17 protein-coding genes are annotated in these 25,819 nt (G+C 46.0%); 16 read left to right on the forward strand and 1 reads right to left on the reverse strand.

The annotated features are described in order from the left end of the window. Positions 1 to 23 precede the first annotated feature (23 nt). From ARB69_RS10030 to ARB69_RS10045, 4 genes are all read left to right on the forward strand, one after another. Complete coding sequence (locus ARB69_RS10030; RefSeq protein WP_055152878.1) at positions 24 to 2,207, forward strand: alpha-galactosidase; 2,184 nt, start codon at positions 24 to 26, stop codon at positions 2,205 to 2,207. Between the two features lie 453 nt (positions 2,208 to 2,660). Beyond that, positions 2,661 to 3,239: a TetR/AcrR family transcriptional regulator gene (locus tag ARB69_RS10035; protein ID WP_050639189.1), complete on the forward strand. Its 579-nt coding sequence runs from the start codon at positions 2,661 to 2,663 to the stop codon at positions 3,237 to 3,239. Beyond that, positions 3,236 to 7,087 carry a diguanylate cyclase gene (locus ARB69_RS10040; RefSeq protein WP_242857573.1) on the forward strand — a complete coding sequence of 1,284 codons (3,852 nt, stop codon included), beginning with the start codon at positions 3,236 to 3,238 and terminating at the stop codon, positions 7,085 to 7,087. Before ARB69_RS10035 ends, ARB69_RS10040 begins: the two co-directional genes overlap by 4 nt. Before the next feature lie 22 nt (positions 7,088 to 7,109). After that, a complete protein-coding gene (locus tag ARB69_RS10045) occupies positions 7,110 to 9,548 on the forward strand; it encodes a response regulator (RefSeq protein WP_055152882.1) in 2,439 nt (812 codons plus the stop codon). Here ARB69_RS10045 and ARB69_RS10050 read toward each other — a convergent pair. Then, positions 9,542 to 11,797: an extracellular solute-binding protein gene (locus ARB69_RS10050; protein ID WP_050639186.1), complete on the reverse strand. Its 2,256-nt coding sequence runs from the start codon at positions 11,795 to 11,797 to the stop codon at positions 9,542 to 9,544. The genes ARB69_RS10045 and ARB69_RS10050 overlap by 7 nt on opposite strands. Before the next feature lie 154 nt (positions 11,798 to 11,951). On the opposite strand from ARB69_RS10050, the gene ARB69_RS10055 reads away from it, so the two are divergent. The 12 genes from ARB69_RS10055 (at position 11,952) to ARB69_RS10110 (ending at position 25,348) form a co-directional block, all read left to right on the forward strand. Next, the gene (locus ARB69_RS10055; protein WP_050639185.1) at positions 11,952 to 12,704 is read left to right on the forward strand and encodes an AraC family transcriptional regulator; all 753 of its coding nucleotides are present in this window, start codon (positions 11,952 to 11,954) and stop codon (positions 12,702 to 12,704) included. 131 nt (positions 12,705 to 12,835) lie between these two features. Next, positions 12,836 to 14,140 carry a hypothetical protein gene (locus tag ARB69_RS10060; RefSeq protein WP_050639184.1) on the forward strand — a complete coding sequence of 435 codons (1,305 nt, stop codon included), beginning with the start codon at positions 12,836 to 12,838 and terminating at the stop codon, positions 14,138 to 14,140. Positions 14,141 to 14,241: 101 nt separating this feature from the next. Beyond that, positions 14,242 to 15,303 (forward strand): uroporphyrinogen decarboxylase family protein, encoded by a 1,062-nt coding sequence (locus ARB69_RS10065; RefSeq protein WP_050639183.1) that lies wholly within the window; start codon positions 14,242 to 14,244, stop codon positions 15,301 to 15,303. 115 nt (positions 15,304 to 15,418) lie between these two features. Further along, positions 15,419 to 16,057 (forward strand): SGNH/GDSL hydrolase family protein, encoded by a 639-nt coding sequence (locus tag ARB69_RS10070; RefSeq protein WP_050639182.1) that lies wholly within the window; start codon positions 15,419 to 15,421, stop codon positions 16,055 to 16,057. A 36-nt stretch (positions 16,058 to 16,093) separates the two neighbouring features. Next, the gene (locus ARB69_RS10075) at positions 16,094 to 17,575 is read left to right on the forward strand and encodes a peptidylprolyl isomerase (RefSeq protein WP_055152883.1); all 1,482 of its coding nucleotides are present in this window, start codon (positions 16,094 to 16,096) and stop codon (positions 17,573 to 17,575) included. A gap of 23 nt (positions 17,576 to 17,598) precedes the next feature. Continuing rightward, entirely contained in the window at positions 17,599 to 19,137 is a 1,539-nt protein-coding gene (locus ARB69_RS10080) for a sugar ABC transporter ATP-binding protein (protein WP_070102397.1), read from the forward strand. Further along, complete coding sequence (locus ARB69_RS10085; RefSeq protein ID WP_050639180.1) at positions 19,122 to 20,171, forward strand: ABC transporter permease; 1,050 nt, start codon at positions 19,122 to 19,124, stop codon at positions 20,169 to 20,171. The genes ARB69_RS10080 and ARB69_RS10085 overlap by 16 nt, the downstream gene beginning before the upstream one ends. Further along, on the forward strand, positions 20,171 to 21,196 hold the full coding sequence (locus ARB69_RS10090) for an ABC transporter permease (RefSeq protein ID WP_050639179.1): 1,026 nt from the start codon (positions 20,171 to 20,173) through the stop codon (positions 21,194 to 21,196). Before ARB69_RS10085 ends, ARB69_RS10090 begins: the two co-directional genes overlap by 1 nt. 108 nt (positions 21,197 to 21,304) lie before the next feature. Beyond that, on the forward strand, positions 21,305 to 22,546 hold the full coding sequence (locus tag ARB69_RS10095; protein ID WP_242857574.1) for a sugar ABC transporter substrate-binding protein: 1,242 nt from the start codon (positions 21,305 to 21,307) through the stop codon (positions 22,544 to 22,546). Positions 22,547 to 22,636: 90 nt separating this feature from the next. Next, positions 22,637 to 23,674, forward strand: a complete 1,038-nt coding sequence (locus ARB69_RS10100; protein WP_055152887.1) for a uroporphyrinogen decarboxylase family protein — start codon at positions 22,637 to 22,639, stop codon at positions 23,672 to 23,674. Positions 23,675 to 23,769: 95 nt separating this feature from the next. Continuing rightward, positions 23,770 to 24,093, forward strand: coding sequence for an L-rhamnose mutarotase (locus ARB69_RS10105; protein ID WP_025653827.1), 324 nt, complete (start codon positions 23,770 to 23,772; stop codon positions 24,091 to 24,093). Between the two features lie 16 nt (positions 24,094 to 24,109). Further along, the gene (locus ARB69_RS10110; RefSeq protein WP_055152889.1) at positions 24,110 to 25,348 is read left to right on the forward strand and encodes a uroporphyrinogen decarboxylase family protein; all 1,239 of its coding nucleotides are present in this window, start codon (positions 24,110 to 24,112) and stop codon (positions 25,346 to 25,348) included. Positions 25,349 to 25,819 lie beyond the last annotated feature (471 nt).

Below are 25,819 nucleotides of genomic sequence, written 5' to 3' on the forward strand. Positions count from 1 at the left end.
CTGTTACAAATAGGAGAAATGATATGGGAATTATTTTTGAGAATGACACAAAGACTTTTACATTGAATACGAGTAAGACCACCTATCAGATGCAGGTTGACAGGTTCGGTTTCCTTCTTCATCTCTACTATGGAAAACGGGTTTGTGGATGTATGGATTACCTTTTGACCCATTACGACAGGGGATTTTCCGGAAACCCGTACGATGCAGGCAGTGACAGGACCTATTCCCTGGATGTGCTGCCCCAGGAATTTCCGTGCCTGGGAAATGGGGATTTCCGGGCTCCTGCACTGGTTGTCAAAAATGGAAACGGGACATACAGCTGCGATCTCCGCTATGAAGAGCACCGGATTTTGAAGGGAAAATATAAGCTGAGAGGGCTTCCTGCGGTTTATGCCGGTGAGGATGAGGCCCAGACTCTGGAAATTGTATTAAAAGATCATGCGGCCGGGGTGCAGGTAACATTGCTGTACGGAGTACTGCCGGAGCAGGATATTATCACCAGAAGCGCAGTTATAAAGAATGAGGGGAATAAAATATACCTGGAAAAAGTGCAGACCGCCTGCCTGGATTTTGTATCGGGAGACTATGATCTCCTTACCTTTTACGGACGGTATGCCATGGAGCGAAACTGGCAGAGGAGCCCGGTTGTACATGGAAGCCAGTTGATTGGCAGCAGAAGGGGAAGCTCCAGCCATCAGTATAATCCGATGATGATACTGGCGGGAAAAGATACAACAGAACACCATGGCGGCTGTTATGCTATGTCTTTTGTATACAGCGGAGGATTCCAGGGAGAAGCAGAGCGGGATCAGTTTAATCAGACCCGTGTACTTCTGGGGCTTGCTGAAGAACAATTCTCTTACCCGCTGGAAACGGGAAAGGAATTCTATGCCCCGGAAGTGATCATGTCCTATAGCAGTACCGGTCTGAACCATTTGTCACAGAATCTGCACACCTGCATCCGGGAACACGTCTGCCGGGGAACATACAAAGATGCAGTGAGGCCCGTGTTGTTAAACAGCTGGGAAGCGGCATATTTTGATTTTACAGGGGATACGATCTGTGAACTGGCTGCACAGGCAGCCGATGTGGGAATTGAGCTGCTTGTGATGGACGACGGCTGGTTTGGAAACAGAAATGACGACAACAGCAGCCTGGGAGACTGGCAGGTTAATGAGAAAAAGCTTGGGTGTACGCTGGGGGAACTAATACAGAAGGTAAACGCGCTGGGGCTGAAGTTTGGTATATGGATTGAGCCGGAAATGGTCAGTGAGGACAGCGGCCTCTACAGGGAGCATCCGGACTGGGCATTCTGTATTCCGGGAAGGAAGCCGAACCGTTCCAGAAACCAGCTTGTACTTGATTTTTCACGCAAAGAGGTGGTAGACGCAGTCTATGGGCAGATCTGCAGCGTGCTGGACCAGGGGAATATAGAATATATAAAATGGGATATGAACCGAAGCCTAGCGGATATTTATTCTGCAGCGGCACAAGACCAGGGAATGGTGCTGTATAATTACGTGCTTGGCTTATACGATTTCCTGGAAAGGCTGGCCATCCGGTATCCGGAGATATTAATAGAGGGGTGCAGCGGAGGCGGAGGCAGGTTTGATGCCGGAATGTTATACTATACGCCCCAGATCTGGTGCAGTGATAACACCGATGCGGTGGACAGAGTACGGATTCAGTATGGGACATCATTCGGTTATCCGGTATCGGCAGTGGGATCTCATGTATCCGCCGTGCCAAATCATCAGACAGGCAGAAACGTATCTATGAAAACCAGAGCGGTTACGGCTATGACGGGGACTTTTGGTTATGAGTTGAATCTGGGAAAACTGACGGAGGAAGAAAAGCAGGAAGTCAGAGAGCAGATAAATCAATATCACAAATATGCTGAATTGATTCAGAAAGGAAGGTATTACCGGCTCACGAATCCGTTCGTAGATGAGGCGGGGGCTTGGGAAGTTGTCTCTGAGGATGGGAAGGAAGCTCTGCTTAACGTTGTAATGCTGGAAAAACACGGGAATATGACGGTCAAATATGTACAGCTTTGCGGCCTGGATGAAAATGCGCTGTATAAAGAAGAGGCGGGAGGTAAAGTATACAGCGGAAGTGCATTGATGGAAGCGGGGATACCATTGCCGGTGGAAATGGGGGAATATCTGGCTTATCAGTACTATTTCTCCCGTATTGAGATATAGTTGCTCCCCTGAGGGGGCCCGCGCAGTTACAGCAGAAAGGAGGCAACAGCTCCATGAGGGATATGTTATTCCTGGGATTTTAGGATATCCTTCATGGAGCGTTCCTATCCGATCCCGCAGATAAAGCGCGTAAGCCGCTCAAAATACATTGACAACCGGCAGTTTTATATAATATATGTTAATAAATCCAATAAAATGAATTGGATTCATTTCAAATATTCTTTATAGCTATCATTATGAAATATCTAATTTCAATCCTGAGGGCAGTTTCGCCCGCTAATTCAACGTTATCCAAAAGTTTTCCGGCTAAAAGTTTGACAAAAGGATAGTGAAAGACTATACTTTTTACTATATTGAACGTGTTCAAATCAAGTTCAATATTCTATAGTAAAATGATCAAAAAAAATATATAAACAAAAGTATACAGTGGATTTATGGAGGTAAACAAATATTATGAACTGCAGCCAGGATACAAAAGATAAAATCATTGAAGCCGCAGGCATAATGATAAAAGAAAAAACAGACGTAAACAAAATCACTGTCCGTGGCATTGCGAAGCTGGCAGGAGTAGGAACAGGACTAATAAACTATTATTTTGGAAGCAAGGACAATCTTCTTGCAGCCGCTATCGAAAAAAGGGTTGATGATGCCGTAGCACAGATTTTGAACCGAGCAGAAATGCAGTCAATGGATCCGGCAGAAAGAATTAAAAATATGCTGGATACGATCTTCGAACTGTCTGAAGCATATGAAAAACTGGCGAAATTCATGCTGACTATGGAAGTCCAGCGAGGCAGCATGCAGGTGGAACTGTATATGATTCCCATGTTAAAAGAGCTGTTTCAGAATAGAAAGAATGAGCTGGAACTCCGCATTATAGCTCTTCAGATTATACAGCCTCTGCAGGTGGCGATTATATCTGCCAGTACTTTTAAGCTATACAGCGGCGTGGATATATACAAAAAAGAAGAGAGAAGGAAGTTCATAGATACATTGGTAAATAATGTGGCAGGAGACGCCAGGGGGGAATGAGAATGAACCGGGACACCATTTTAATAGTAGATGATATGGAAGTGAACCGTGCGATTCTCCATGTACTGTTCGAGCAGGAATATAATCTGCTGGAAGCGGAAAATGGAGAACAGGCTCTGATGCTGATAAAACAGTACAGGGAATCTCTGGCTGCTGTCCTGCTGGATGTGGTCATGCCTGTAAAAGATGGATTTCAGGTTATGCAGGAAATGGGACAGAATGGTCTTATGACTAATATTCCTGTTATTATTATAACTTCCGAGGATTCTATGGAAAACGAAGTACGTGCCTTTGATATGGGAGCGTCTGATATTATTATTAAGCCATTTGAATCCCATGTTGTCAGAAGAAGGGTACGTAATGCAGTAGAACTGAACCGTCATAAGATGCATCTGGAAGAAATGCTGCAAGAACAGACAATGAAAGTGAGGGCATCGAGGGATGTAATCATGGACACCCTTTCTTCCATAATTGAGCACAGAAGCGCGGAGACTGGGCAGCATGTTTTGCGAATCCGCAAGTTTACAGGGGTGCTTCTGGAAGATGTCATGTATTCCTGCCCGGAATACGAGCTGAACGAAAGGGCAATTCAGGTCATTGCAGAAGCGGCGGCGCTCCATGATATTGGTAAAATAGCAATTGCTGACACCATTTTGAATAAACCGGGCCGTCTTACAGACGAAGAGTTTGAAATCATGAAGAAGCATACGGTTAAGGGGTGTGAGATTCTTTCAAGTCTGGGCAGAATGGGGGATGAGGAGTATCTGAAGTATGCATATAATATCTGCCGCTATCACCATGAACGCTGGGACGGAAAAGGATATCCCGATGGGCTGATCGGCGACAATACCCCGGTTTATGCGCAGGCAGTGGTGATCGCCGATGCTTATGATGCTTTGACTACAGACCGGGTATATAAAAAAGCCATTCAGCCGGAGCAGGCGTTGAATATGATACTCAATGGGGAGTGCGGAATGTTCTCTCCAAAGCTGCTGGAATGCCTCAAGAATGTGCGGATTAAGTTCTTCCGGCTGACCCGTGAATATGCGGACGGTAATCTTCCGGGCACTGCATTTAAATACCAGGACACCCTGGATCCTGTACTGCATACAGATCAGGAAAATGCACCAAAATTGGAGCAGATGAAATATTTTGCCTTGCTCAGACACCTGGATTCGACAGTGGTTGAACTTGATATGGACAGCGGGGTCTATCATCTGGTTTATCAGCAAAACGAGGACTTTCAGGATCTTAGATCCGGCAGTACCTTTGAAGAATCGCTGAGTAATTTTATAGATCATGCAATATACCCGGATGACCGTCCTCTTGTTGAAGGAATCCTGGGTGAATATATGGAGAACTTTTTTAAGCACGGGCTGATCAAACGAACCCGCAGCTATCGGGTTCTGCACCGTGAATCCGGAGAATATATCTGGTATAAAGCAACTTCCCTGCGAGTGAATATCGAGAGTCCCAAACAACATAAAGTACTGATTATATGGGAAAGGGAAGATCCGGAAGAAATAGATGAAAAGGTGGAGGGGCAATCCGGACACGATCTTATGACGGAGAACCTTCCCGCTGGTATTCTGCAGTGTATGAATGACCAATGGTTTACGATTACATACCTGAATCACGGGATTATTTCGTTATTTGGTTACACCAGAAAAGAAATTAAAGAGAAGTTTCATGACCGGTATATTGAGATGATCCATCCAAAAGACCAGCCTGCAGTACATAGGCATTACAGGGAACAGTTGTCTGAGGGGAGAGCACAGACGCTGGAGTATCGGATTTTGACAAGGGAAGGCGCTGCGCTGTGGGTTCTGGAAAAATGCCGGCTGATTGTGGGTGCGGACGGGATAGAATATGTGAATTGTATCCTTACGGATATCAGTGGGATTAAAAAAGTTCAGGAGCAGATGGCTCTTTCAATGGAGCGTTACCGCATTATTATGAATCAGACGAATGATATCACCTTTGAGGGGGATCTCGAAAAGCATACAATTAGTTATTCCTCAAATTGGGAGAAAAAGTTCGGTTATAAGCCTCTGTCAAAAAATATCTTCGCTGAAATCCAGAAAGCTTCCCATATCTTTCCGGAAGACCTGCCTGCACTTCTTGAGCTGATGAAAAGCGCTTCTGCTGGAATTCCGTATGGTGAAACTGAAGTGAGAATTGCCAATGCACAGGGAAAGTACCTCTGGTGCAGGATACGCGTGACTACCCAGTTTAATGAGGAGAAAAAGCCTGTCAGGGTGATCGGTGTCATTATAGATATAGACGGTGAGAAGCGCCAGATAAAAGAGCTGTCTGCGAAAGTGCAGATGGATTCGCTGACAAAAGTATTCAATAAAGATACGGCGGTTGGGAAGATCAGACGCCGCCTGGAGTGGGCAGAGGAAGCAGGTTATACCCAGACGAATTCTTCGGACTGCGGTCTTGCAGGAGGGGGATCGTCTGTAAAAAGAACGAAGTTTGCACTTATGATTATTGATCTGGATAATTTTAAACAGGTGAATGATTCTATGGGGCATATGTTTGGAGACGCTGTTCTCGCAGAAGCAGCCGCTAAGATCAAGGATATTTTCAGGGGAGGAGATATCATTGCCCGTTTTGGAGGGGACGAATTCCTGGTTTTTCTGGAATACAATACAAAAGGAGAATTCCTGCATAAAAAGGCGGAGAAGATTATCCGGGTATTGAAAAGTATCTATCATGATAAACTCTCTGACCTGAGTCTGACATGCAGTATTGGTATTGCATTATTTCCAGAGGATGGACTGGACTTTCAGAATCTCTTCCAGAAGTGTGACAGGGCGCTGTACCATGCTAAGCAGAGCGGCAAGAACGGTTATGCATTTTATGATGCAGCAGTGATGCAGAAATCATTCGTACTAAATACAGAACAGAGTACGGCGGCAGGCACCCGGATCGATTCGTATGGGGAAGAAGAGGTCAGTGTAGACAGTATTGTTCCTGAGTCATTCCAGAAATTATATGAATCAGGAGATATTGAAGAGGCTGTGAGGTCGATTCTGGAGATGGTCGGGATGCGCTATAATGTCAGCCGTGTTTATATATTTGAAAATTCTGTGGACGGCACGAGATGCACGAATACCTTCGAATGGTGCAATGAAGGAATCGAACCTGAGATCGGCGGGCTGCGTAATATTGAATATAAGCATCTTGGCTGTGAATATCAGAATAATTTTGACGAGAATGGAATTTTTTACTGTCAGGATATTTCTGACTTTTCAAAGAAAAAACATCCGTTTTTATATAAAAGAAACATACGGTCCATGCTGCAGTGTGCGGTGAGCGACGAGGGCAGATTTGCAGGTTTTGTAGGCTTTGACGACTGCCTGGCCATGAGGCTGTGGACGAGAAACCAGATTGATGCGCTTAAATTTATTGCAGAATTTTTATCCACGTTTCTGCTGAAGAAGAGGGCACAGGACCGTGCTCTGGAGGCAGCCGAGAATTTGGATATGATACTGGACAACCAGAATTCATGGATCTATGTCATTGATCCTGACAGTTACCGCCTTCTTTACATTAATGCAAAAACAAGGGATACGGTACCTGATGCACGGACAGGTATGTGCTGCCATAAAGCTTTTTTTCATAGAGAAAGCCCCTGTGAGCTATGCCCTGTCAGAGGAATAAAGAGTATAAGAAGCAAAACAATGGAGGTGTACAACCCGGTGCTGGATGTCTGGTCCATAGCGGATGCTTGTATGATTAAATGGGGCAGTGATGAGGCATGCCTGCTGGCCTGCCACGATATTACACCTTACAAATCAGAGCAGGATAAGCGCGGGCAAAAAAGAAGGAATTCTGAGTGAATAGATGAAGGGAGGTAATGAAATGGAAGATGGAAATGAAAGGGAGGAAGAATATCTGCCGGAAATGGAAAATCCCCTGAAAGAGAATAAGTCAGAGGCAGAATACATCATGCTTATGAGTTCGCTGCAGGTGAGTGTCAGCAAACACCTGCTGGATGAATATTATACTATGGTATGGTCCAATGATTTTTATTATGACCTGATCGGTTATTCTAAAGAAGAGTATCAGGCAAGGTTCCGGAACAGACCGGATATCTATTATACGAGCCATCATTATGAGGATGAACTGAATAAGATCCGCGGGGCGGTAATGGAGGCGGCAGAGGCAGGGAAAGAAGGGTACAGTATTATTACCCGTATGCCGGTAAAAGGCGGCGGGCATAAGTGGGTGAGGATGAACGGCAGCTTTACAGAGGAAGTGCTTGACGGTATTCCGATTGCCTATACGGTCATCACCGACATCAACGATCTGATTGAAATGGAAAAGACACAGTCTATTACATATCATAACATCCCGGGATTTGCTGCAAAGTTTTTGGTGAAAACAGAGCGGGATGTGAAATTGTTAGAGGCGAATGATAAATTCCAGGAATTTTTCGGGATCGGAGAATTCGGGGATATGTCAGAACAGACTCTTAGGATGAATCTGGATATGAACAGAGATGTAATTTTGTCCCAGATGAGCCGTATAAAAAAAGGAGAACATGTACATTTTCTGGCAAAGATGCTGAATAAGGACGGCCAGACTGCCTGGATGCAGATTAATGGGGATTGTGTGGACTGGATTGGCGGCTTTCCCGTATATCTGCTTATTTACATTGATGTCACGGACGTAAAAGAGCTGCGTGAGATGCAGAAAGAACTGAAAGCCCAGGCTCAGCAGCTCAGTGATGCTCTGTGCTCTGCTGAAAACGCAAACCGGGCAAAATCAGATTTTCTCTCCAGAATGTCTCATGAGATCAGGACTCCGATGAATGCAATTATCGGGATGACAACAATTGCAGCGGCGCATATAGAAGAGAGAGAAAGAATACAAGACTGCCTTGCTAAAATCAGTTTTTCCTCAAAGCATCTGCTTTCCCTGATCAATGACATACTGGATATGTCTAAAATTGAAGACGGAAGGCTTTCGGTCTCCCATGAAAAGTTTGATCTCGGGCGTCTCCTGGAGTCAGTGACTGCGATCATTCATCCGCAGGCGGTCGACAGGGGCCTTGAATTCGATGAATCCATACAGGGAGTGATGGATGAGGAGCTGATCGGAGATTCTATGCGTGTAAATCAGATTTTGCTCAATCTTTTATCAAATGCGCTAAAGTTTACGCCTGAGGGAGGTCATGTCAGGCTGGATGTCAGGCAGTTGTTTTCACAGAAGGGACGGATCAGGCTGAGGTTTACCGTATCCGATACGGGAACCGGTATGAGTGAAGGATTTCTACAACATCTGTACGAGCCTTTCGAACAGGAACGCAGGCAGGGATATTCCCATATGCAGGGAACCGGACTGGGAATGCCCATTACAAAGAACCTGGTTACAATTCTGGGGGGAACGATTGCGGTAAAAAGCAAGGTAAATGCGGGAACCACATTCACGGTGGAGCTGCCCTTTGACCTGGCAGATTCAGACAGTTCTTATGAGAAATATCCGGAGCTGGATACGCTGAAAGTGCTCATTGGCGATCACGATCAGGATGTCTGCCAGTATGCATCACTGCTTTTGCAGAAATTCGGAATTGACGCAAAATGGGTGACGGACAGCATGGAAATCGTGGAGGAAATTCGGCAGTCACACGAAGCCGGAGAGGATTATGACATTTGTTTTATTGATCTAAGGATGCCGGAGATCAGCGGCGTGGAAGTTGCCAGAAAAATCAGGTCTATTGTGGGCTATCATACACTGATTATTATTATCACCGCATATGATTATGGAGAGATAGAGGAGGAAGCACGGGAAGCAGGTGTGAACAAGTTTCTTGCGAAGCCGCTGTTTGCGTCGTCTCTTTACAACACATTGCTGGACATTACCGGAAAAGGCAAAGAAAAAGCGCCGGCAGATAATCCAGCGCAGGACTTTGATTTCAGTGGACGCAGGGTGCTACTTGCCGAGGACAACGCGCTGAATCAGGAGATTGCCGTGGAGATTCTGCAGATGACGGGCATCCATGTGGAGACAACCGCAGACGGAGCCCAGGCTCTGGAGGCTTTTGCTGAATCAACGGAGGGGTATTACGATGCCGTTCTGATGGACATTCAGATGCCGCTGATGGACGGATATGAGGCGGCCCGGGCGATCCGGTCCAGCACACATCCGCAGGCAGGCAAGGTTCCGATTATAGCCATGACTGCGAATGCGTTCCAGGAGGATGTTGCAAAATCCCAGGAAGCGGGGATGGACGCCCATATTGCGAAGCCCATCGAACCGGAGCTCCTGTACCGGACGCTTAAGAGGCACTTCTACTGAAACAGCTTCCGGATTCTGCTCTCCCCTTTTCGCAGGGCATCCTGCGGGGAAAGTTCTTTTTGATAAGCCTGGATACATACGTCCTGAAGGATCGTCTCTATCTCATACGGAGGAACGATCCTGTCGGGAGCCTGGAACGGATAGACCCGGTTCCGGGATTTCTCGATGCACTTTGTGTTCAGTCTCATCCAGGGATAAAGCCTTAAAATCTCCTGGTTCTCATAGGGGTAAAGTACGGTGGACTGCCCGTTTAAGGTCGTCATATAGTAGCTTGTTTTCTTCTGAGATATCCACTTAAAGTAGTTTGCTATTAGTTCTGTATGGCGGGTCGTCTTGCTGATGCCCATATGCCACCCTACATTAGCCGGAGTCTGACCGGGGAGCATGCTGTAATCGATTTTCGTTATAATATCCCCGTGCAGGCAGTCGTTAATCAGCGTTCCGTATTCTGTAAAGGAAAGAAGCATGGCGGTACGTCCGCTTCCAAAATCCTGGAAACTGGAATTGATGGAGGTGTTCGAAATGCCGTGTTCCGTAAAGCGGGCGGTATCCAGAAGACTCTGCAGTGCCTTGACATTCTGAGGCGTATCCAGTTTCAGGCGGCCGGCGCTGTCATACAGGCCGCCCCCGAAGCTCCAGAGACGTATCTGCAGCTCCAGGGCAAATTCTTCATTGACGCTGCCGATGACGGATGTTCCGTATAAAGTCGGCGAATAGGGGTTAAATTCTTTCGTAAAAAACTGTGCAATGCCGTTGAATTCTTTCCAGGTTTTGGGAGGACGCAGCGGCATATTGTACCTTGTTTCAAACTGGTTCTGGATGGACGGCTGTTCAAATAAATCCTTTCTGTAAAACAGGATATGGGATCCGCCCACGATAGGGAATCCGTAATACCGTCCCTTATAGCATGCATTGGACAGGTTCTTTGGAACAAGATGCCTAGAAAATACCTCGTTGGATGTAATCAGTTCGGTTATGTCTGTGAGTACATTTAAATTTACCAGATATGTAAGCCATGAGATATCATACATATATACATCATATCTGCTTTTTTCCCTGGCACTGTCTGCAACGATCGTTTCGATCAGTTCTCTGTAGCTTACAAAATCAAATTCTATCTTAACCTCATGCTGCCTCTCAAACTCTTTTGATACTGCATATAATGAGAGGATAGTTGGCATGGAGGTGGCAATAATGCGCAGTGTCCTCTTGGGAGCCTTTGGGATGTGGTAGGGAATGGGAGCCTTGGGAATCTTGATATGGCTTCCTATCACATTGTCTTTGAAGAGCATGAACTCCTTTTCAAAAAATGCCGACTCCTGAAGATTCTTCATGAGAACCTGAATGCTGCGGATGCCAAGCGTGTAAGCGGTACGGGACGTGTGCAGCAGGTTCGGCAGGTAGTTGCTCTCATTCCAGGATTCTTCTCCAAGAGTGATGATACAGGTATCTTTTGGTATTTTGATTGAACAGAGATTAAAGGCCTCAATCACCCCTTTAGCCAGTGGATGCGACGAAGTGATAATCGCCTGAGGCGGTTTTTCTACGATATTAAACATGGCCTTTCGGAAAGAGGATTCTTTTGTAAAGCGCGTCTCAATGATCTGATCGGCGTCAAATTCCAGTTCCAGGTCATCGTGGGCATCGGTAAATCCCCGGACACATTCACGTTCAGAAAAGTAATCACTGTGTCCGATCATGAGGTCAATATTGTGATATCCGTTTTCAATCAGCTTTTTCGTAAGATAGTAACAGGAATTGTAATTGTCAAATGCCAGAAAGTTTGCGTCTATATTATCGGGAAAATGATCGATAAATACGGTTGGAATGTTGTGCCTGACAATGCTGTTCTGAAAATAGTCTGCATTCTGGGGCTGGCATGTAATAAGAATGATACCGGCTACATTTCTGCCGATGAGCTGGTCTATGATCTTGCGCTCCAGTTTTGGCGTGTGATAAGAAAAGGATATATTTAACGTATAATCCATGTTCTCTGCGCTGGAGATGATTCCCTTCAGAATATCGGCATGGCAGGAGTCATCAATATCAGGGAATACAACTCCGATCTCTCTGGATGCCTCAGATTTGAGGCTCTTAGCGGATGCATTGGGAATATAGTTTAATTCTTCAATGATCTGCATGATCTTTGCCCGGGTAGCGGGTTTTACGGTTTTCGTATTATTAATACAGTTTGAGACGGTCGCAATCGAAACGCCCGCTTTTTCCGCAACATCTTTTAATGTTGCCATAAGAATCCCTCCTTGCTTTTCTCCAAATTTTATAATAATATTGTCATAAGTAAATAAAAAAGTCAAACGGAATTTAAGATAAAGTTAAACGTTTTAAAAATGAAGTTAACGGTTCAGGCAGGTATGGACTAACCTGTTACAAAGGAGGCGCACCGTGCATTTCGAGTTTAAGATTATACAAAATGAGTATACGTTGTGCCCTCCGGACTGGGGCATGACGGATGAATGCGCCGCATTTTACCGCATGTATTATGTCTGCGGGGGAAAGGCCTGGTTCCGGCAGGGGGAAAAGGAGGTGCAGCTGGAAAAGGGGTGTTTTTATGTACTACCCGTGATGCAGCCCTATTCTCTGCGGCATGACCTGGACGACCCGCTGGAAGTACTCTGGTTTCATGTGGAGATGGATATCTCCCTGGCTATGAATTTTACCTGCATTGAAATTCGTTCGGATGAAGAATTGTATTATCTGCTTCACAGCATTCGGCTCCTGCAGCGTGATCCCGCCTGTTTTCAGGACGTGTCCAGGCTGTTCGATATCTTTTTGAAGCGGATCAATGAGAGGCTGCCAATCTACCGCACGAGCAGCCGGCGCATGAAGCGTGTGCTGAAGTATATTGATGAGCACATTGCTGAGAATCCGGGGGTGCAGGAGCTGGCAGAGTGTGCGGGTATGGAACGGTCTTATTTTACAAGGCGGTTTAAAGAGATATTCGGCATGTGCCCGAGCCAGTTTATCTATACCAGGAAAATGAGTGTGGGAGCCCAGGCTCTGCTTGGGGGCAGGACAGTGAGTGAGGCTGCTGCCCTCTGCGGATACAGTGATTCCAAGACATTTTCCAGAGCATTTAAAAAATATATGGAAGTCACTCCCGGTGAATACAAAAAATGTCACATTGAGCAACCATAAAGCCACAACAGAGCGTTGTGGCTTTTTTCATGGAGTGTTAGGATGGAAAAAAGAGAGTAAAAATCTGGAAGAATCTGCAGGTCCCGGTTCTTTGGGAGCCTGCAGGTATATAGTAAAGGAGGAAAAAAAGTATGCTGCATGATCCGTCACACAAACCGGTGATTCCGGAGGAGAAAGAAATTATACTTACACAGAAGGACAAAGATATCTTAAAAACACTGGGAGAGAGGATTGCGGAGATCTCAGGCGATAAAAGAAATGAAGAGAATGCCAGAAACTGGACGCTTTTGAATGACAAAAAATCGGTAAAACCAATGGTATGGATCAATGAGATTCCATGGCATGAGATGAATGTAAACGATGAGCTGACCCTGAAGTGCACACATCCATGGGCGAGAAATCTGGAGGACACGCTGAAAAAGACAATTTTCCAGTGGAACCATTTCCCCGGAGATATGGTGGTGAACCCCTATATCGAATGTCCGCTGGCGATCCACTCCACGGATTTTGGTATTGTGGAAGACGTGGATGCCGCGTATACGGATCAGGAAAATGAGATCTATTCCAGGCATTTTAAGATTCAGATCCAGGAGCCGGAAGACATTGAAAAGATCAAGATGCCGGTGATCACCCATTATGAAAGGGCTACGCAGTATTCCTATGATGCAATGCAGGATGTATTTGCGGGAATAATCCCTGTCAAAAAGGTGGGGCAGACCCACATATGGTATACGCCGTGGGATTACCTGATCCGTTGGTGGGGCGTGCAGGAAGCGATTATGGATCTGGTCATGAGGCCGGATATGGTACATGACATCTATGAAAAAATGGTACAGGCATGGATGGTGGAGCTGGATCAGTTTGAAGAGCAGAACCTGTTATCACTGGACTGCAATAACACCCGGGTAGGTTCAGGCGGTTACGGGTATACAACCGAGCTTCCCGGTGAGGATTTTAATCCGGAACACATACTTGCAAAGAACATGTGGGGATGTTCCAATGCACAGATATTCTCAACCGTATCTCCTGAGATGCACTGGGAATTCGCAGTTGAACATGATTTGAAGTGGCTCAGGCGGTTTGGCCTTACCTATTACGGATGCTGTGAACCGCTGGACCTGAAGGTTTCCATGCTTAGAAAAATACCCAATCTGCGTAAGATATCCGTATCACCCTGGTGTAACAGTGAAAAGATCATTCGTGAGGTTGGGACGGACTATGTCATGAGCAGAAAGCCGAACCCGGCCATCGTTGCGGGCAATATGTTTGATGAGGCCCAGGCTGAGAAAGAAATCAGAGAGTTTATGGAGCTGACAGAGGGGCAGTGCCATGTGGAACTTATCTTCAAAGATATCTCAACCGTAAGACATGATCCACAGCGGCTGTTTAAATGGGAGAAGATTGCGATGCGTGTTGCAGGGGACTATGCAAAATGATTTAAACGTTTAAATTTAAAATTAAATTTAAATTGATTTTAAACTCCCTCAGAATTATAATGAGCTTAACAAGAAGAGGAACTCTGAGGGAGGGATATCAATTGAATAGTAAGGAGCGTGTGAGGGCAGCTTTTGAGCACAAGACTCCGGACCGTGTCCCTGCAACGATGCAGGCTGTTGAGACTGCATGGGAGAAGATGCAGCATTACTTTCAGGTTGAGACGGCAGATGAGGTTATGGATATCCTGGAGATTGACACAAGGGTAATGGATTTTCCACCATATATCGGGCCTAAGATACCGGATTTTGTTAACGCAAAAGGCGAGGTAGTGCATACACATCCTTTTGGACAGCAGTATGTGGAAAAATGGAACGGTGTGGAGTATAACAGCCATACCATCAAAAGGCCTCTTGAACATGTTGAGACAATGGAAGACCTCATGGCCTTCAGAAACTGGCCCAATCCCGATCACTTTGACTATGAGGCTGTGAAGCGTTTCTGCGGCCGGCATCAGGATAAAGCAATCCGGATCGGATGGCCTGGGCCTTATCAGGTATTTCTGGATCTGTATCCCGCGGAATCTTTCTATATGCTGATGGCGGAGGATCCGGGGATGGTAAAGGCAATGCTGAACCGTTACAGCCAGTTTTACATGGAGATGTATGAGAGGATGCTGGAAGCAGGGGATGGGGCGATTGACCTGATCCGGCCCTGTGATGATTATGGGACGCAGATCAGTCTGCTGTTCAGCCCAAAGATGTGGGATGAATACTTTGCGGAGAATACGAAAAAGCTGGTTCAGCTGGCACATAAATATAACTGTTTTTACTTGCAGCATTCCTGCGGGGCGGTCAGGAAGATCATTCCGAACCTGATTGCATGCGGGGTTGACGGACTGGAGCCAATTCAGAAGGTTAAGGGAATGGAAGTCGATTCATTAAAGCGGGAATACGGACACAAGCTCTGCTTTCAGGGCGGTGTGGACACACAGAACCTGCTGCCTTTCGGGTCACCGGAGGAGGTCAGGGCGGAGACGGAATACATCATCAGGACGATGAATGTGGATGGAGGATATATTCTGGGGCCGAGCCAGGATTTTGAGGGCGACGTTCCTGTGGAAAATATCATAGCTTTATATGAAGCAAGAAAGAAATTTATTTAACTAGTAAATAAGCCTCTGGCGGAGGGAGAGGCGAGCTTAGGTATTGTGCATGCCGAGCATGACGTGCGGCTCTCCGCCGGGGCATACTTGAAGTAATTAAGGAGGAAACAGCAGTATGAAAAAGAGAATACTTTGTTTCGGGGATTCCAACACCTGGGGAGCCGTTCCGGCTGAAGGGACCAGACACCCGGACGATGTCAGGTGGACAGGGATTCTGGCGGCTGAACTGGGAAATGAGTATCAGGTGATTGAAGAAGGATATAACGGAAGGACCACCGTTCACGATGATCCGGTTGAAAACAGACTTTCCGGCATCACTTATTTTGAGACCTGCCTGGATTCACAGTCTCCTCTTGACCTGATTATTCTGATGCTTGGGACGAACGATCTGAAGGCCAGATTCGGAGCGGACCCTTACACGATAGCATTCGGTTTCGGACGCTATCTGAATGCGGTGAAGACGGTGCCGATGGCAGGAAACAGACCGGAAGTACTTTTAGCATCTCCGCTCCTGATTGATCCGTCTTACAAGGATGTTCCACTATTCTTCGATATGTTCGGAGACGGCGCAGTTGAGCGTTCAGAAAAGTTTGCAGAAGCATATGAGGCATTTGCAAAAGAAAACGGAGTGCACTTTATAGACGCGTCCAAATACGGTAAGGCATCCGTCAGGGACGGGGTACATATGGAAGCGGAATACCACGAAAAACTGGGGAAAGCCTTTGCAGAAAAAGTAAAAGAGATCCTTGGATAACAGATAAAGAGGCCTTTGTGCTGATAAGAGGTGGCTATGAGCAGAAAAATCAACAACAGCGGGGGCACAAAGAAACAGGAACAGCAGGCAAAAAAGCAGCGCCAGAACAGGCAGATCACAATCTTTGCAGTAGTACTGGGAGTGCTGATCGTTATCGGAATCCTTGCAGCTTTATTTTTTCAGAGCGGTGCTCCGGTCAGAATCCTTCCTGCGGTCACGATAGACGGGAAAGGGTATAAGCTGAGTGAATTCAACTATTACTACTATGCTTATTATAATTCTTATCTGGATGAACACAGTGAGTTCAGAGAGTATATGTTTGATGACAGCACATCTCTGAAAGACCAGCCCTATGACGATGATCAGTCCTGGTTCGAATATTTTGAGGATCAGACCGTGGAGTCTATGTCCAGCGTTCTAAGGACGGCTGCTCTGGCAGAGAAAGAAGGATTTGAACTGAGCAGTGAGGCGCAGGAAGAGATCGATACTGCACTGGAAGACATAAAAAGCAGAGCTGATGATGCCGGAATCAGTACAGACAAGTATTTGGAAAATATATACGGCAGCAAAATGTCAGAAAAGCTCTACGGGAAGCATCTTACCTATTCCCATCTAGCGGCTGAATACAGTGACCAGATCAAGGCTGACTTTCGTTTCAGCGAAGATGAGATAAAAGCGTATTATGAGGAACACCTTCCGGAATATACTTTTGTCAATTATGAAAGGTTTTATGTGAAGGCCAGTGATATTGATACAGAGCCGACAGAGGAAGAAAAGCAGAATGCTTTTTCCATAGCACAGAAGATCTTCGACAAAGTAGAAAAGGGTGGGGATCTGAAGGAAGCCAGCAGTGAGTTTGAAGACTATGGAACCTATTATGCTTTTGACGATGCCTACTATGATCCCAACTTTTCCTATGGGGAATGGCTTTTTTCACCAGAACGAAAAGACGGCGATGCAAATGTGATTGATGATGGTTCCGGATACTATGTGATGGTGTTCCACAGCAGGAACGAGAGCAGCTATCCGACGGCTGATATTATAGACATCTGTTTTCCGGTGGATGCAGCATTGGAGGATGGCAGTTCAGAAGATTATGATGATAAAGTGAACCAGTTATATGAAGATTCCTGTGCAAAAGCGGAAGAGCTGCTGGAGACATGGGAAAAAGGAAACAAAACAGAGGAAAGCTTCGGGGCGCTTGCTTCAGAAAATGAATCTTTATCTGAGGCAGACGGAAATTTTGAAAATCTGACCAGAGATAATCTGGATGATGCAATTGATAAATGGGTGTTTGACGATGGGCGTAAGCCTGGAGACTGCAGTGTCATATACACGGAAGGCGGTTTTCATGTGGTTTATTACGCCGGCTCGGGTGCTGAGGCGTGGCAGGTAAAAGCGGAGGAAGATATGCGCACAGATGCTTATGAAGAATGGTATCAGAATCTGCTGGATACTGCCAAAGTAAAGCGTCACAGCTACGTTTTAGGGTTTGCCGGCGGTGAAATCAATAAATAGCAACACGAAAGGAGTTAATCAGCATGGGTAACGCATCAAAAAATGAAGCGTATGCACTGGATATGCGCAGCGTATCCAAGAGATTTCCCGGTACATTGGCTGTTGATAAGGTCGATTTCCGGGTGAGAGCGGGGGAAGTTCATGCCCTCATGGGGGAAAACGGAGCGGGTAAATCCACTTTGATGAAAATGCTTGCGGGTCTTTTCAATGATTATACCGGAGAGATCTACATCAATGGGGAGAAGCGAAATCTCCACACACCGAATCTTGCAAAAGAGTACGGGATAGGAATGGTGTACCAGGAGTTATCACTGGCACGGAGGATTTCTATTTATGAGAACCTTCTTGTTGGGCGCCTTCCCAAAAAGAACGCACTGTTCATTGACAAGAAGAAAGCAATCGAGGAAGCGAAGAAACTGCTAAGCCGGGTAGGTCTGGATGATCTGGATCCGACGCTGGATGTATCCGAGATCAGCCAGTGTGATGCACAGCTGGTTGAGATTGCAAAGGTGCTCGGTTCCGAACCGAAGATCCTGGTTATGGACGAGCCGACTTCCGCGCTGTCAAGCGAAGAAGTAAATAAGCTGTTTGAGATTGTAAGAAATCTTCAGAAACAGGGACTGGCAATCGTATATATTTCTCATCACTTAAGTGAAATCTTTGAGATTGCAGACATGGTTACGGTTATGAGAGATGGTAAGCTGGTTGATTCTTTCCCGATCTCCGAGACCAATACGGAACAGCTGGTAGAGTGCATGGTCGGTGAGCCTGTAAAGAGCTTCTATGCGGACCATAAGAGCATGGTTACCGATGAAGTGGTACTGAAAGTCGAAGATTTTACAAGATGGGGATTTTACCATCATGTGAACTTCGATCTCCACAAAGGGGAGGTTCTTGCTATTTGCGGACTTGCAGGTTCAGGACGTACCGAGATTGCAAGAGGACTGACAGGCGTTGACAAGGTTGACTGCGGAAAAGAATACATCCATGGAAAAGAGGTTCATTTCAAAGATCTTGGAGAAGCCATTAAGGGTGGAATCGGTTACCTGACAGAGGACAGAAAGGTCGTAGGCCTTGCACTTCCTCAGACGGTTGCAGACAATGTTACGTCATGTATTATTGACAGATGCGGCCCCGGCATTATCTATGACGGCAAGAAACAGTACGGCCTTATAGACGAAAAGATTAACGAGATGAGCGTTTATCCGGCAGACAGAGACAGACAGGTAAACAGCTTCTCCGGCGGTAACCAGCAGAAAGTCCTGATGGCAAAATGGCTGGCGGCAGATGTTGACATCCTGATCCTGGATGAACCTACCCGAGGCGTTGATGTCAATGCAAAACAGGTTATCCATGATGCGGTTAAGCGATTTGTTTCACAGGGCAATGCCTGTATCCTGCTTTCCAGTGACTTGCCGGAGGTTGTAGGACTTTGCGACCGCGCGGTAATCCTGAGAGAAGGCCATATTATCGGCGAGATTCCAAAAGAAGGTATCAATGAGAATTCACTGTTGATTGCAGCTAATGGGGAGGGTGAGTACGTATCATGTCAGAACAAATAAATAAAAATCCAAATCCAAGCGCGCCAAAAGTAGATACACGAAAAGAAGAAATCAACAAGTTCAGTCTTATATTCAATAAGCTAGGTATTTACGTTGTTGTAGTTGCGTTGATTATTATAGGTATGATTGTATCAAAGGGTACATTCTTCGCCGCCAGCAATATCCAGTCCATTCTGGAGGCGGTTGCGCTGATCGGTATGGTCAGTGCGGGACTTATTTTCATTACATATTCCGGCAATATGACCGATATGTCCATTCCGCTTACCATGGCTGTGGGCGGTATGATGACGGTGCAGACCATTAACTTCGGTTTCCCGGTTGCGATGCTGATCGGTATATTATCCGGTGTGATCATCGGTTTTATCAATGGTTTCATGATCGGTAAGCTCAGAGCCAACCCAATCATCTGGACATGGGGCTTCAACCTTCTGTTGTCCGGTATCGTACGTGTTGTATGGGAAGGAAAACAGCTCTATGCAGATAAAGTGGCAAAGGATACGGAATTTGCACAGAACGCTGCAAATACATTCTTCTCTATTGCCAGAACTTATATCGGAAAGTACATTTCCCTGATGGCGATCGTTATGATCGTAATCATGATCATCGCATGGTTTATTCACGCCAAGACAAAATTTGGCCAGAAACTGAAAATCATCGGTACGAACTATGAAGTAGCAAAATTCTCAGGTATCAATTGTGCAAAAACACTGATTACCGCTTATATCATCAACGGTGTCTGTGCATCCATCGGAGGTATCTTCTTCGCAGCACTGCGTAAGACAGCATCCTACGAAAACGGTACAGGATATGACTTCTCCTGTCTGACAGCCGTACTGTTGGGCGGATGCCTCTTAAACGGAGGTAAAGGTTCAGTAGTTGGAACATTTGGAGGTGTAATCGCCTACGGTATCCTTAACAACATCCTTTCATGGATCGGTCTTGGAACCTATGAGAAATATCTGGTACAGGGTCTTGTATTCCTGTTTATCGTATGGCTGAATACTTATTCTAACAGAAAGTTGGGTAGAGCATAATGAAAAATAAGAAATTTAAACTTAATGCAAATTTTATTAATGCAAACAGATCTTATCTTTTCCTGGCTCTGATATTGATTATTGGTCTTTTTGTAGATAACTTCTATACCATGTACAACATTAGTGCCGCTACAGGAAACGGAAGCCTTGTTATCTGGCTGGGCTTAGGATTTACAACATGTATGATTGCAGGACATATGGATCTGACGATCATGTATATGTCCACATTTGCAGCGCTGCTTTGTCTGGGACTGCACGACAAACCTGGTCTTCCGTGGGTTGTCTGCATCCTGATTGCAACACTGGTCGGAGTCTTAGTGGGATGCATTAACGGTTTCCTTGTTACGAAGCTGAAGATCCACTCCTTTATCGCAACACTGGGTATGCAGTTTGTATTGAAGGGATCCATGTACATTTACACAGGCGGTGAAGAACTGAGTATCGGAAAAGATTATGCATTCAGCGATGTCCTGAATGAAAACCTGGTTCCGTTCCTGCCGTTTTCAACATATTTTCTGATCACAACAATCGTTGTCTTTATTGTTATGATTGTTCTGCGCTACACAAGATTCGGGCGGAATGTATATATGATCGGCGGTAACCTGGAGACAGCATGGCTGGCAGGTATTAAGAGTGACCGTGTAACAACACTTGCATTTGTAATTTCTTCTGCAGCTTGTGCACTGGGTGGAGCGTTAAATGGTATCTACTCAGGAACAGCAGGTATTACAATGGGTGAGAAGGGAATCAGCCCCCTGATGATCGCGCTGACGGCAACCATTATCGGCGGTACTGCTATCAACGGAGGAAAAGGAAGCGTTGTGTGGACCTGGGTATCCCTGGTAGCCATTGCACTTCTGAAAGCTATTTTCAAGAAAACAGAGATACAGGTGCTTGTCATTGCAGCGATCCTGATCGGATGTATTGTATATGAGACTATCGCACTGTATAACAGAAACAAGACAGTAGGTACAAGGCCGAACCTGCATAAAGAGGCCATGAAGGAGCTGGGCAAGGCTTCATAGGCAAGATCTTTCTATCAGAATAATCGCAGGTTCAGCTTAACTCAGATTAGAAGCATGCGGGACATGTTTTTAATAAGAAACCCAAGGAAAATAAAAGGAGGAAGAAAAATGTTCAAAAAGTATGTAGCAGTATTGCTCAGCGGGCTTATGCTGGTAAGTGCAGTAAGCCTCACAGGTTGCGGAAGTGACTCCAAAGAATCTGATTCAAAAGCAGACACGAAAACAGAGGATTCCAGCGGCGGCGGGGATAACCTGGCAGAATCCAAAGACCTTTTAGCAAAAGCAATTGAGGAGCTCAAAACAACAGACAATCATCCACTGCTGGAAGAGGGAACCACATTCGATGTTCCGGAAGCAAAGGGCGATGCAGAAGAACTGGAAAAACTTGATGACAGCGACATAAACAAATGGCACTACTATGAGTACCTTGACTGGGATGATTCAAATGATGCAAAATTCCCGGAATCTCCGGCTGACGGACAGAAGGGTAAACACGTCATCGTAATCGTACACGGAGCTCATGCATGGACAACCTGCTATCAGGAAGCTTTTGAGGAAGCTTGTGAAGCAGTCGGCATGACATGTGATGTATACGATCCTAACTGGGATCAGTCTACACAGGACGGATATGTTGACCAGGCAATCAATGAGAGCCCGGATGCAATCGTAGTAATCCCGGTAAGTGCTGACCACGCCGGACAGCAGTTCAAGAAGATTACAAAAGCAGGCATCCCTGCATTCTGCAGCAACACACTTCCAGAGGCAGATGCCATGAACAATATTCTGGCTTACACAGGCCCGAACGACTGGTATCAGATGAGAAACCTGGCAAGCAAGCTTGGTGAAGAGCTTGGCGGAAAAGGCGGAGTTTGCTACATCACACACAATGTAGGAACATCACCATACTATGCACGTACATTCGGACCTATGTCCACATTAGCAGAAGAATATCCTGACATCAAATCTCTTGACGTACAGTCACCAGGATTTGAGGCTTCCGCTGTAAAACAGGTAGTATCTGACTGGATTACAAAATATGGCGACGACCTGAACGCAATCGTGCTTGCAGACGATTCTGACCAGGCAATCGGTGCAACAGAGGCTTGTAAGGCAGCAGGACGTGAAGATATCATCATTGTAGCAGCTGGTATCTCCAAACAGGGCGCAGAGCTGATCCAGAGCGGACAGCTGAAGTATGCAAGCTACCAGTCCTGCCAGGCAGATGCAGGTCTTGTAGTAAGAACAATGTCCGAGTACTTCAACGGCGAAGAAATTCCGAGAGTTGCTTACATCGGAACAGATATCATCAGTGCTGACAATGTAGAAGATTTCCTTCCATGCCAGTGGTAAGCAAGAGTTAGTAGATATGAAATAGCAGATAACGGTCGGGCGGAGGATGGTATATCAACCTCCGCCTGACCTGTGAAAGAGGAGAGGCAGATGAACAGTAAAGAACGTTTTTTGGCAACAGTTGAGAGAAAACCGGTAGACCGCCCGGCTGCATGGCTTGGCATGCCGGATATATTTTCACAGCCGGCATTATTTGAGTATTATGGCGTTAAAGACATGCATGAGTTAAAACTGGCGGTTGGAGATGATTTCTATGCAGTGGAAGTTCCGTACAAATCACCGACCGCAAGCGCGATCTATGCCGCATTTGACTGGTATATGGATGGCGATGTAGATGCGGAGGACCGGACCCTGACGGCAGACGGATGTTTTAAGGATGCCGAGGAGCTGGAAGATCTGGACTTCTTTGAATGGCCGGATCCCGAAAAATACATTGATCCCGAAGAGTGTTTACGCCGTGTCGAGGCAGCTCCGGAAGGAAAAGTGAGACTGGGAATCCTCTGGTCGGCTCATTTCCAGGATACCTGTGCCGCTTTTGGCATGGAGACTGCACTTATGAATATGATTGCAAATCCTGAAATTTATGAAGCAGTCAATGAAAAGGTCATGGAATTCTATCTGAAGGCAAATAAGATCTTTTTTGAAGCAACAAAGGGTAAACTGGATGCAGTCCTGATTGGAAACGATATGGGCAGCCAGAGAGGCCTCATGTTATCACCGGACATGGTACGCCAGTTTATTATCCCGGGATGCAAACGTCTTGTAGAGCAGGCACACAGCTACGGTGTAAAGGTAATCTATCATTCCTGCGGTTCTATCGTGGATGTAATTCCGGATCTGATTGGGGCGGGCGTGGATATTGTTCATCCAATCCAGGCGCTGGCAGCAGGAATGGAGCCAAGAGGGCTGAAAGAAAAATTTGGCGATCAGGTAGCTTTCTGCGGAGGCGTGGATACTCAGGATCTGCTCGTACATGGCAGCCCGGAAGATGTACGTAATAAAGTAAAAGAACTGCGCGAAATTTTCCCGACAGGATTGATTATTTCCCCAAGCCACGAGGCAATTATGCCGGATGTACCGCCGGAAAATATTCATGCGCTGTTTGAAGAAGCACAGAAGGTTTATTAAGAGATTAACTAATATACTTAGAAAGTATCCCGTAATATAAGCCCTTATGGGTGGGGCAGGACGCAGTATTATGTTTATCAATTGGAGGTGCAGCAATGCAGAGATATGGATCTATCATAGGAGTAAAAAAGGAAAAACTGGATGATTACAAATATCATCATGCACATATATGGCCTGAAATTAATGCAATGATCAAGGAATGCAATATTTCTAATTATTCCATTTACAATTTTGGGGAATTACTGTTCTCATATTATGAATATACAGGAGATGACTATAAAGCAGATATGGACAAAATGGCGGCAGACCCAAAGACACAGGAGTGGTGGGATCTGGTTATGCCTTTCCAGCAGCCGCTTGAGGAAAGAAAAGAAGGCGAATGGTGGGCTGAGATGGAAGAGGTCTATCATTTAGATTAAGGACGGAGGTCTTGGTATGAATTCAAGAGAGCGTGTGATGGCGGCAATTAACCATAAAGAACCGGATTATGTGCCGCTGGATCTGGGGGCAACGCCAAGTTCAGGAATCTCGGCGATTGCTTATAACAACCTGAAGAAGCACATGGGCATTACAGACGGGCATACCCGCATCTTTGACGTAGTACAGCAGGTAGTCATACCGGAGCAGAATATCATTGATGAATTCGGAGTGGATGTGATCGACATTGGAAGAGTATTCAATGAGAAAGACAGCGACTGGTATGATGTGACTCTGGCAGACGGCTCCACCGGTCAGTATCCGGTATGGTTTCAGCCCATTCGCCAGGAGAATGGAAACTACATTGTTGTGGACAAAGAAGGAACCCAGATTGCAAGAATGCCTGTTGGAGCAACCTTCTTCGATCAGACATATTTCCCGTATGTGGACGACTACCCGGAGGATTATTCTGACCTGGACCACCAGATGGGCAAAGTCCTGTGGAGCGCTCTCGTGCACAGTCCGTGGGATCACGCAGGGGAGAGAGGCTTCTACAGTGAACTGAGAAGGCGCACCCTGGAGTTGAGAGCCAGCACGGACAAGGCACTGATGATTACCTGCGGCTGCAATCTGTTCGAGTGGGGAACTTTCCTGCGCAGAATGGATAATTTCCTGATGGATATCTATGCAGACCCGGAAAATGTAAAAGAACTTGTGGATCAGCTGATGGAACGGCACCTGGCGACCTTAAGCTGTGTATGCGACGCTGTGGGTGACATTGTGGATATACTCAGATTTGGAGACGATCTGGGAATGGACACAGGGATGTTTATGTCCCAGGAGAAATACAGAACGCTGTTCAAGCCTTATCACACACAGCTTAATGATTATGTCCACAAGAACAGTAACATGAAGACATTTTTACACTCCTGCGGTTCCATATATCCAATCATTGGAGACCTGATTGATGCGGGATATGATGTACTCAATCCGGTACAGACAACAGCGTACCAGATGGACCCTGCGACTTTGAAAAAAGAATTCGGAAATGATATTACTTTCTGGGGCGGCGGATGCAATACAAGATCCGTATTAAACAGGTCTACACCACAGGAAGTATATGACTATACAAGAAAAATGATCGATATCTTCGGACCGGGCGGCGGATTTGTGTTCAATCAGGAACATAATATCATGCCGGATGTACCGGCGGAGAATCTGCTTGCTATGTATAAGGCTGTGGCGGATAGCAGGTAGGGGGGCGCCTGTCAGGGGCGGGACTTCTGCCGCGGGCGGGGAAACTTTCCTGTCCCTTTCTGCGGGCGGTCCGTTTGCCAAGTTTCACTAGATAAAAAACACATCGGATTGGAAGTCATCGCCGGCATTCACCGTGCAATTCTGATGAATTGCGCGGCTCAGGCCGGCTTAAAATCTGCTTCGGAAGCAGATTTTAGCCTTCCAATCCGATGTGTTTTTTATCTAGTGAAACTACGGCGCACTCTATGCCTGCAGAAAGGGACAGGAAAGTTTCCCCGCCCGCGGCAGAAGTCCCGCCCCTGACAGGCTGGGTGCACCCGGAGGGGAGGGCGGCGGCGCGGGAGAATGGCCGGACGGGAAAATTATGCATAGTATTTCCGTTTGCTCTGCCGCTGCCTATAACTACTAATATATTTTTCATATTCACCTCTTGAGATTTTTAAGGATATTATAACATGATTTTAAGACCGG

This window comes from Faecalicatena contorta (assembly GCF_001404335.1).
Lineage (GTDB): Bacteria > Bacillota > Clostridia > Lachnospirales > Lachnospiraceae > Faecalicatena > Faecalicatena contortus_B.

Coding starts and splice junctions, on each gene's coding strand:
- ARB69_RS10095 (WP_242857574.1), top strand. CDS start 21,305: ATGTTCAAAAAGTATGTAGCAGTATTGCTCAGCGGGCTTATGCTGGTA.
- ARB69_RS10070 (WP_050639182.1), top strand. CDS start 15,419: ATGAAAAAGAGAATACTTTGTTTCGGGGATTCCAACACCTGGGGAGCC.
- ARB69_RS10045 (WP_055152882.1), top strand. CDS start 7,110: ATGGAAGATGGAAATGAAAGGGAGGAAGAATATCTGCCGGAAATGGAA.
- ARB69_RS10105 (WP_025653827.1), top strand. CDS start 23,770: ATGCAGAGATATGGATCTATCATAGGAGTAAAAAAGGAAAAACTGGAT.
- ARB69_RS10035 (WP_050639189.1), top strand. CDS start 2,661: ATGAACTGCAGCCAGGATACAAAAGATAAAATCATTGAAGCCGCAGGC.
- ARB69_RS10060 (WP_050639184.1), top strand. CDS start 12,836: ATGCTGCATGATCCGTCACACAAACCGGTGATTCCGGAGGAGAAAGAA.
- ARB69_RS10080 (WP_070102397.1), top strand. CDS start 17,599: ATGGGTAACGCATCAAAAAATGAAGCGTATGCACTGGATATGCGCAGC.
- ARB69_RS10110 (WP_055152889.1), top strand. CDS start 24,110: ATGAATTCAAGAGAGCGTGTGATGGCGGCAATTAACCATAAAGAACCG.
- ARB69_RS10040 (WP_242857573.1), top strand. CDS start 3,236: ATGAGAATGAACCGGGACACCATTTTAATAGTAGATGATATGGAAGTG.
- ARB69_RS10030 (WP_055152878.1), top strand. CDS start 24: ATGGGAATTATTTTTGAGAATGACACAAAGACTTTTACATTGAATACG.
- ARB69_RS10100 (WP_055152887.1), top strand. CDS start 22,637: ATGAACAGTAAAGAACGTTTTTTGGCAACAGTTGAGAGAAAACCGGTA.
- ARB69_RS10075 (WP_055152883.1), top strand. CDS start 16,094: ATGAGCAGAAAAATCAACAACAGCGGGGGCACAAAGAAACAGGAACAG.
- ARB69_RS10090 (WP_050639179.1), top strand. CDS start 20,171: ATGAAAAATAAGAAATTTAAACTTAATGCAAATTTTATTAATGCAAAC.
- ARB69_RS10050 (WP_050639186.1), bottom strand. CDS start 11,797: ATGGCAACATTAAAAGATGTTGCGGAAAAAGCGGGCGTTTCGATTGCG.
- ARB69_RS10085 (WP_050639180.1), top strand. CDS start 19,122: ATGTCAGAACAAATAAATAAAAATCCAAATCCAAGCGCGCCAAAAGTA.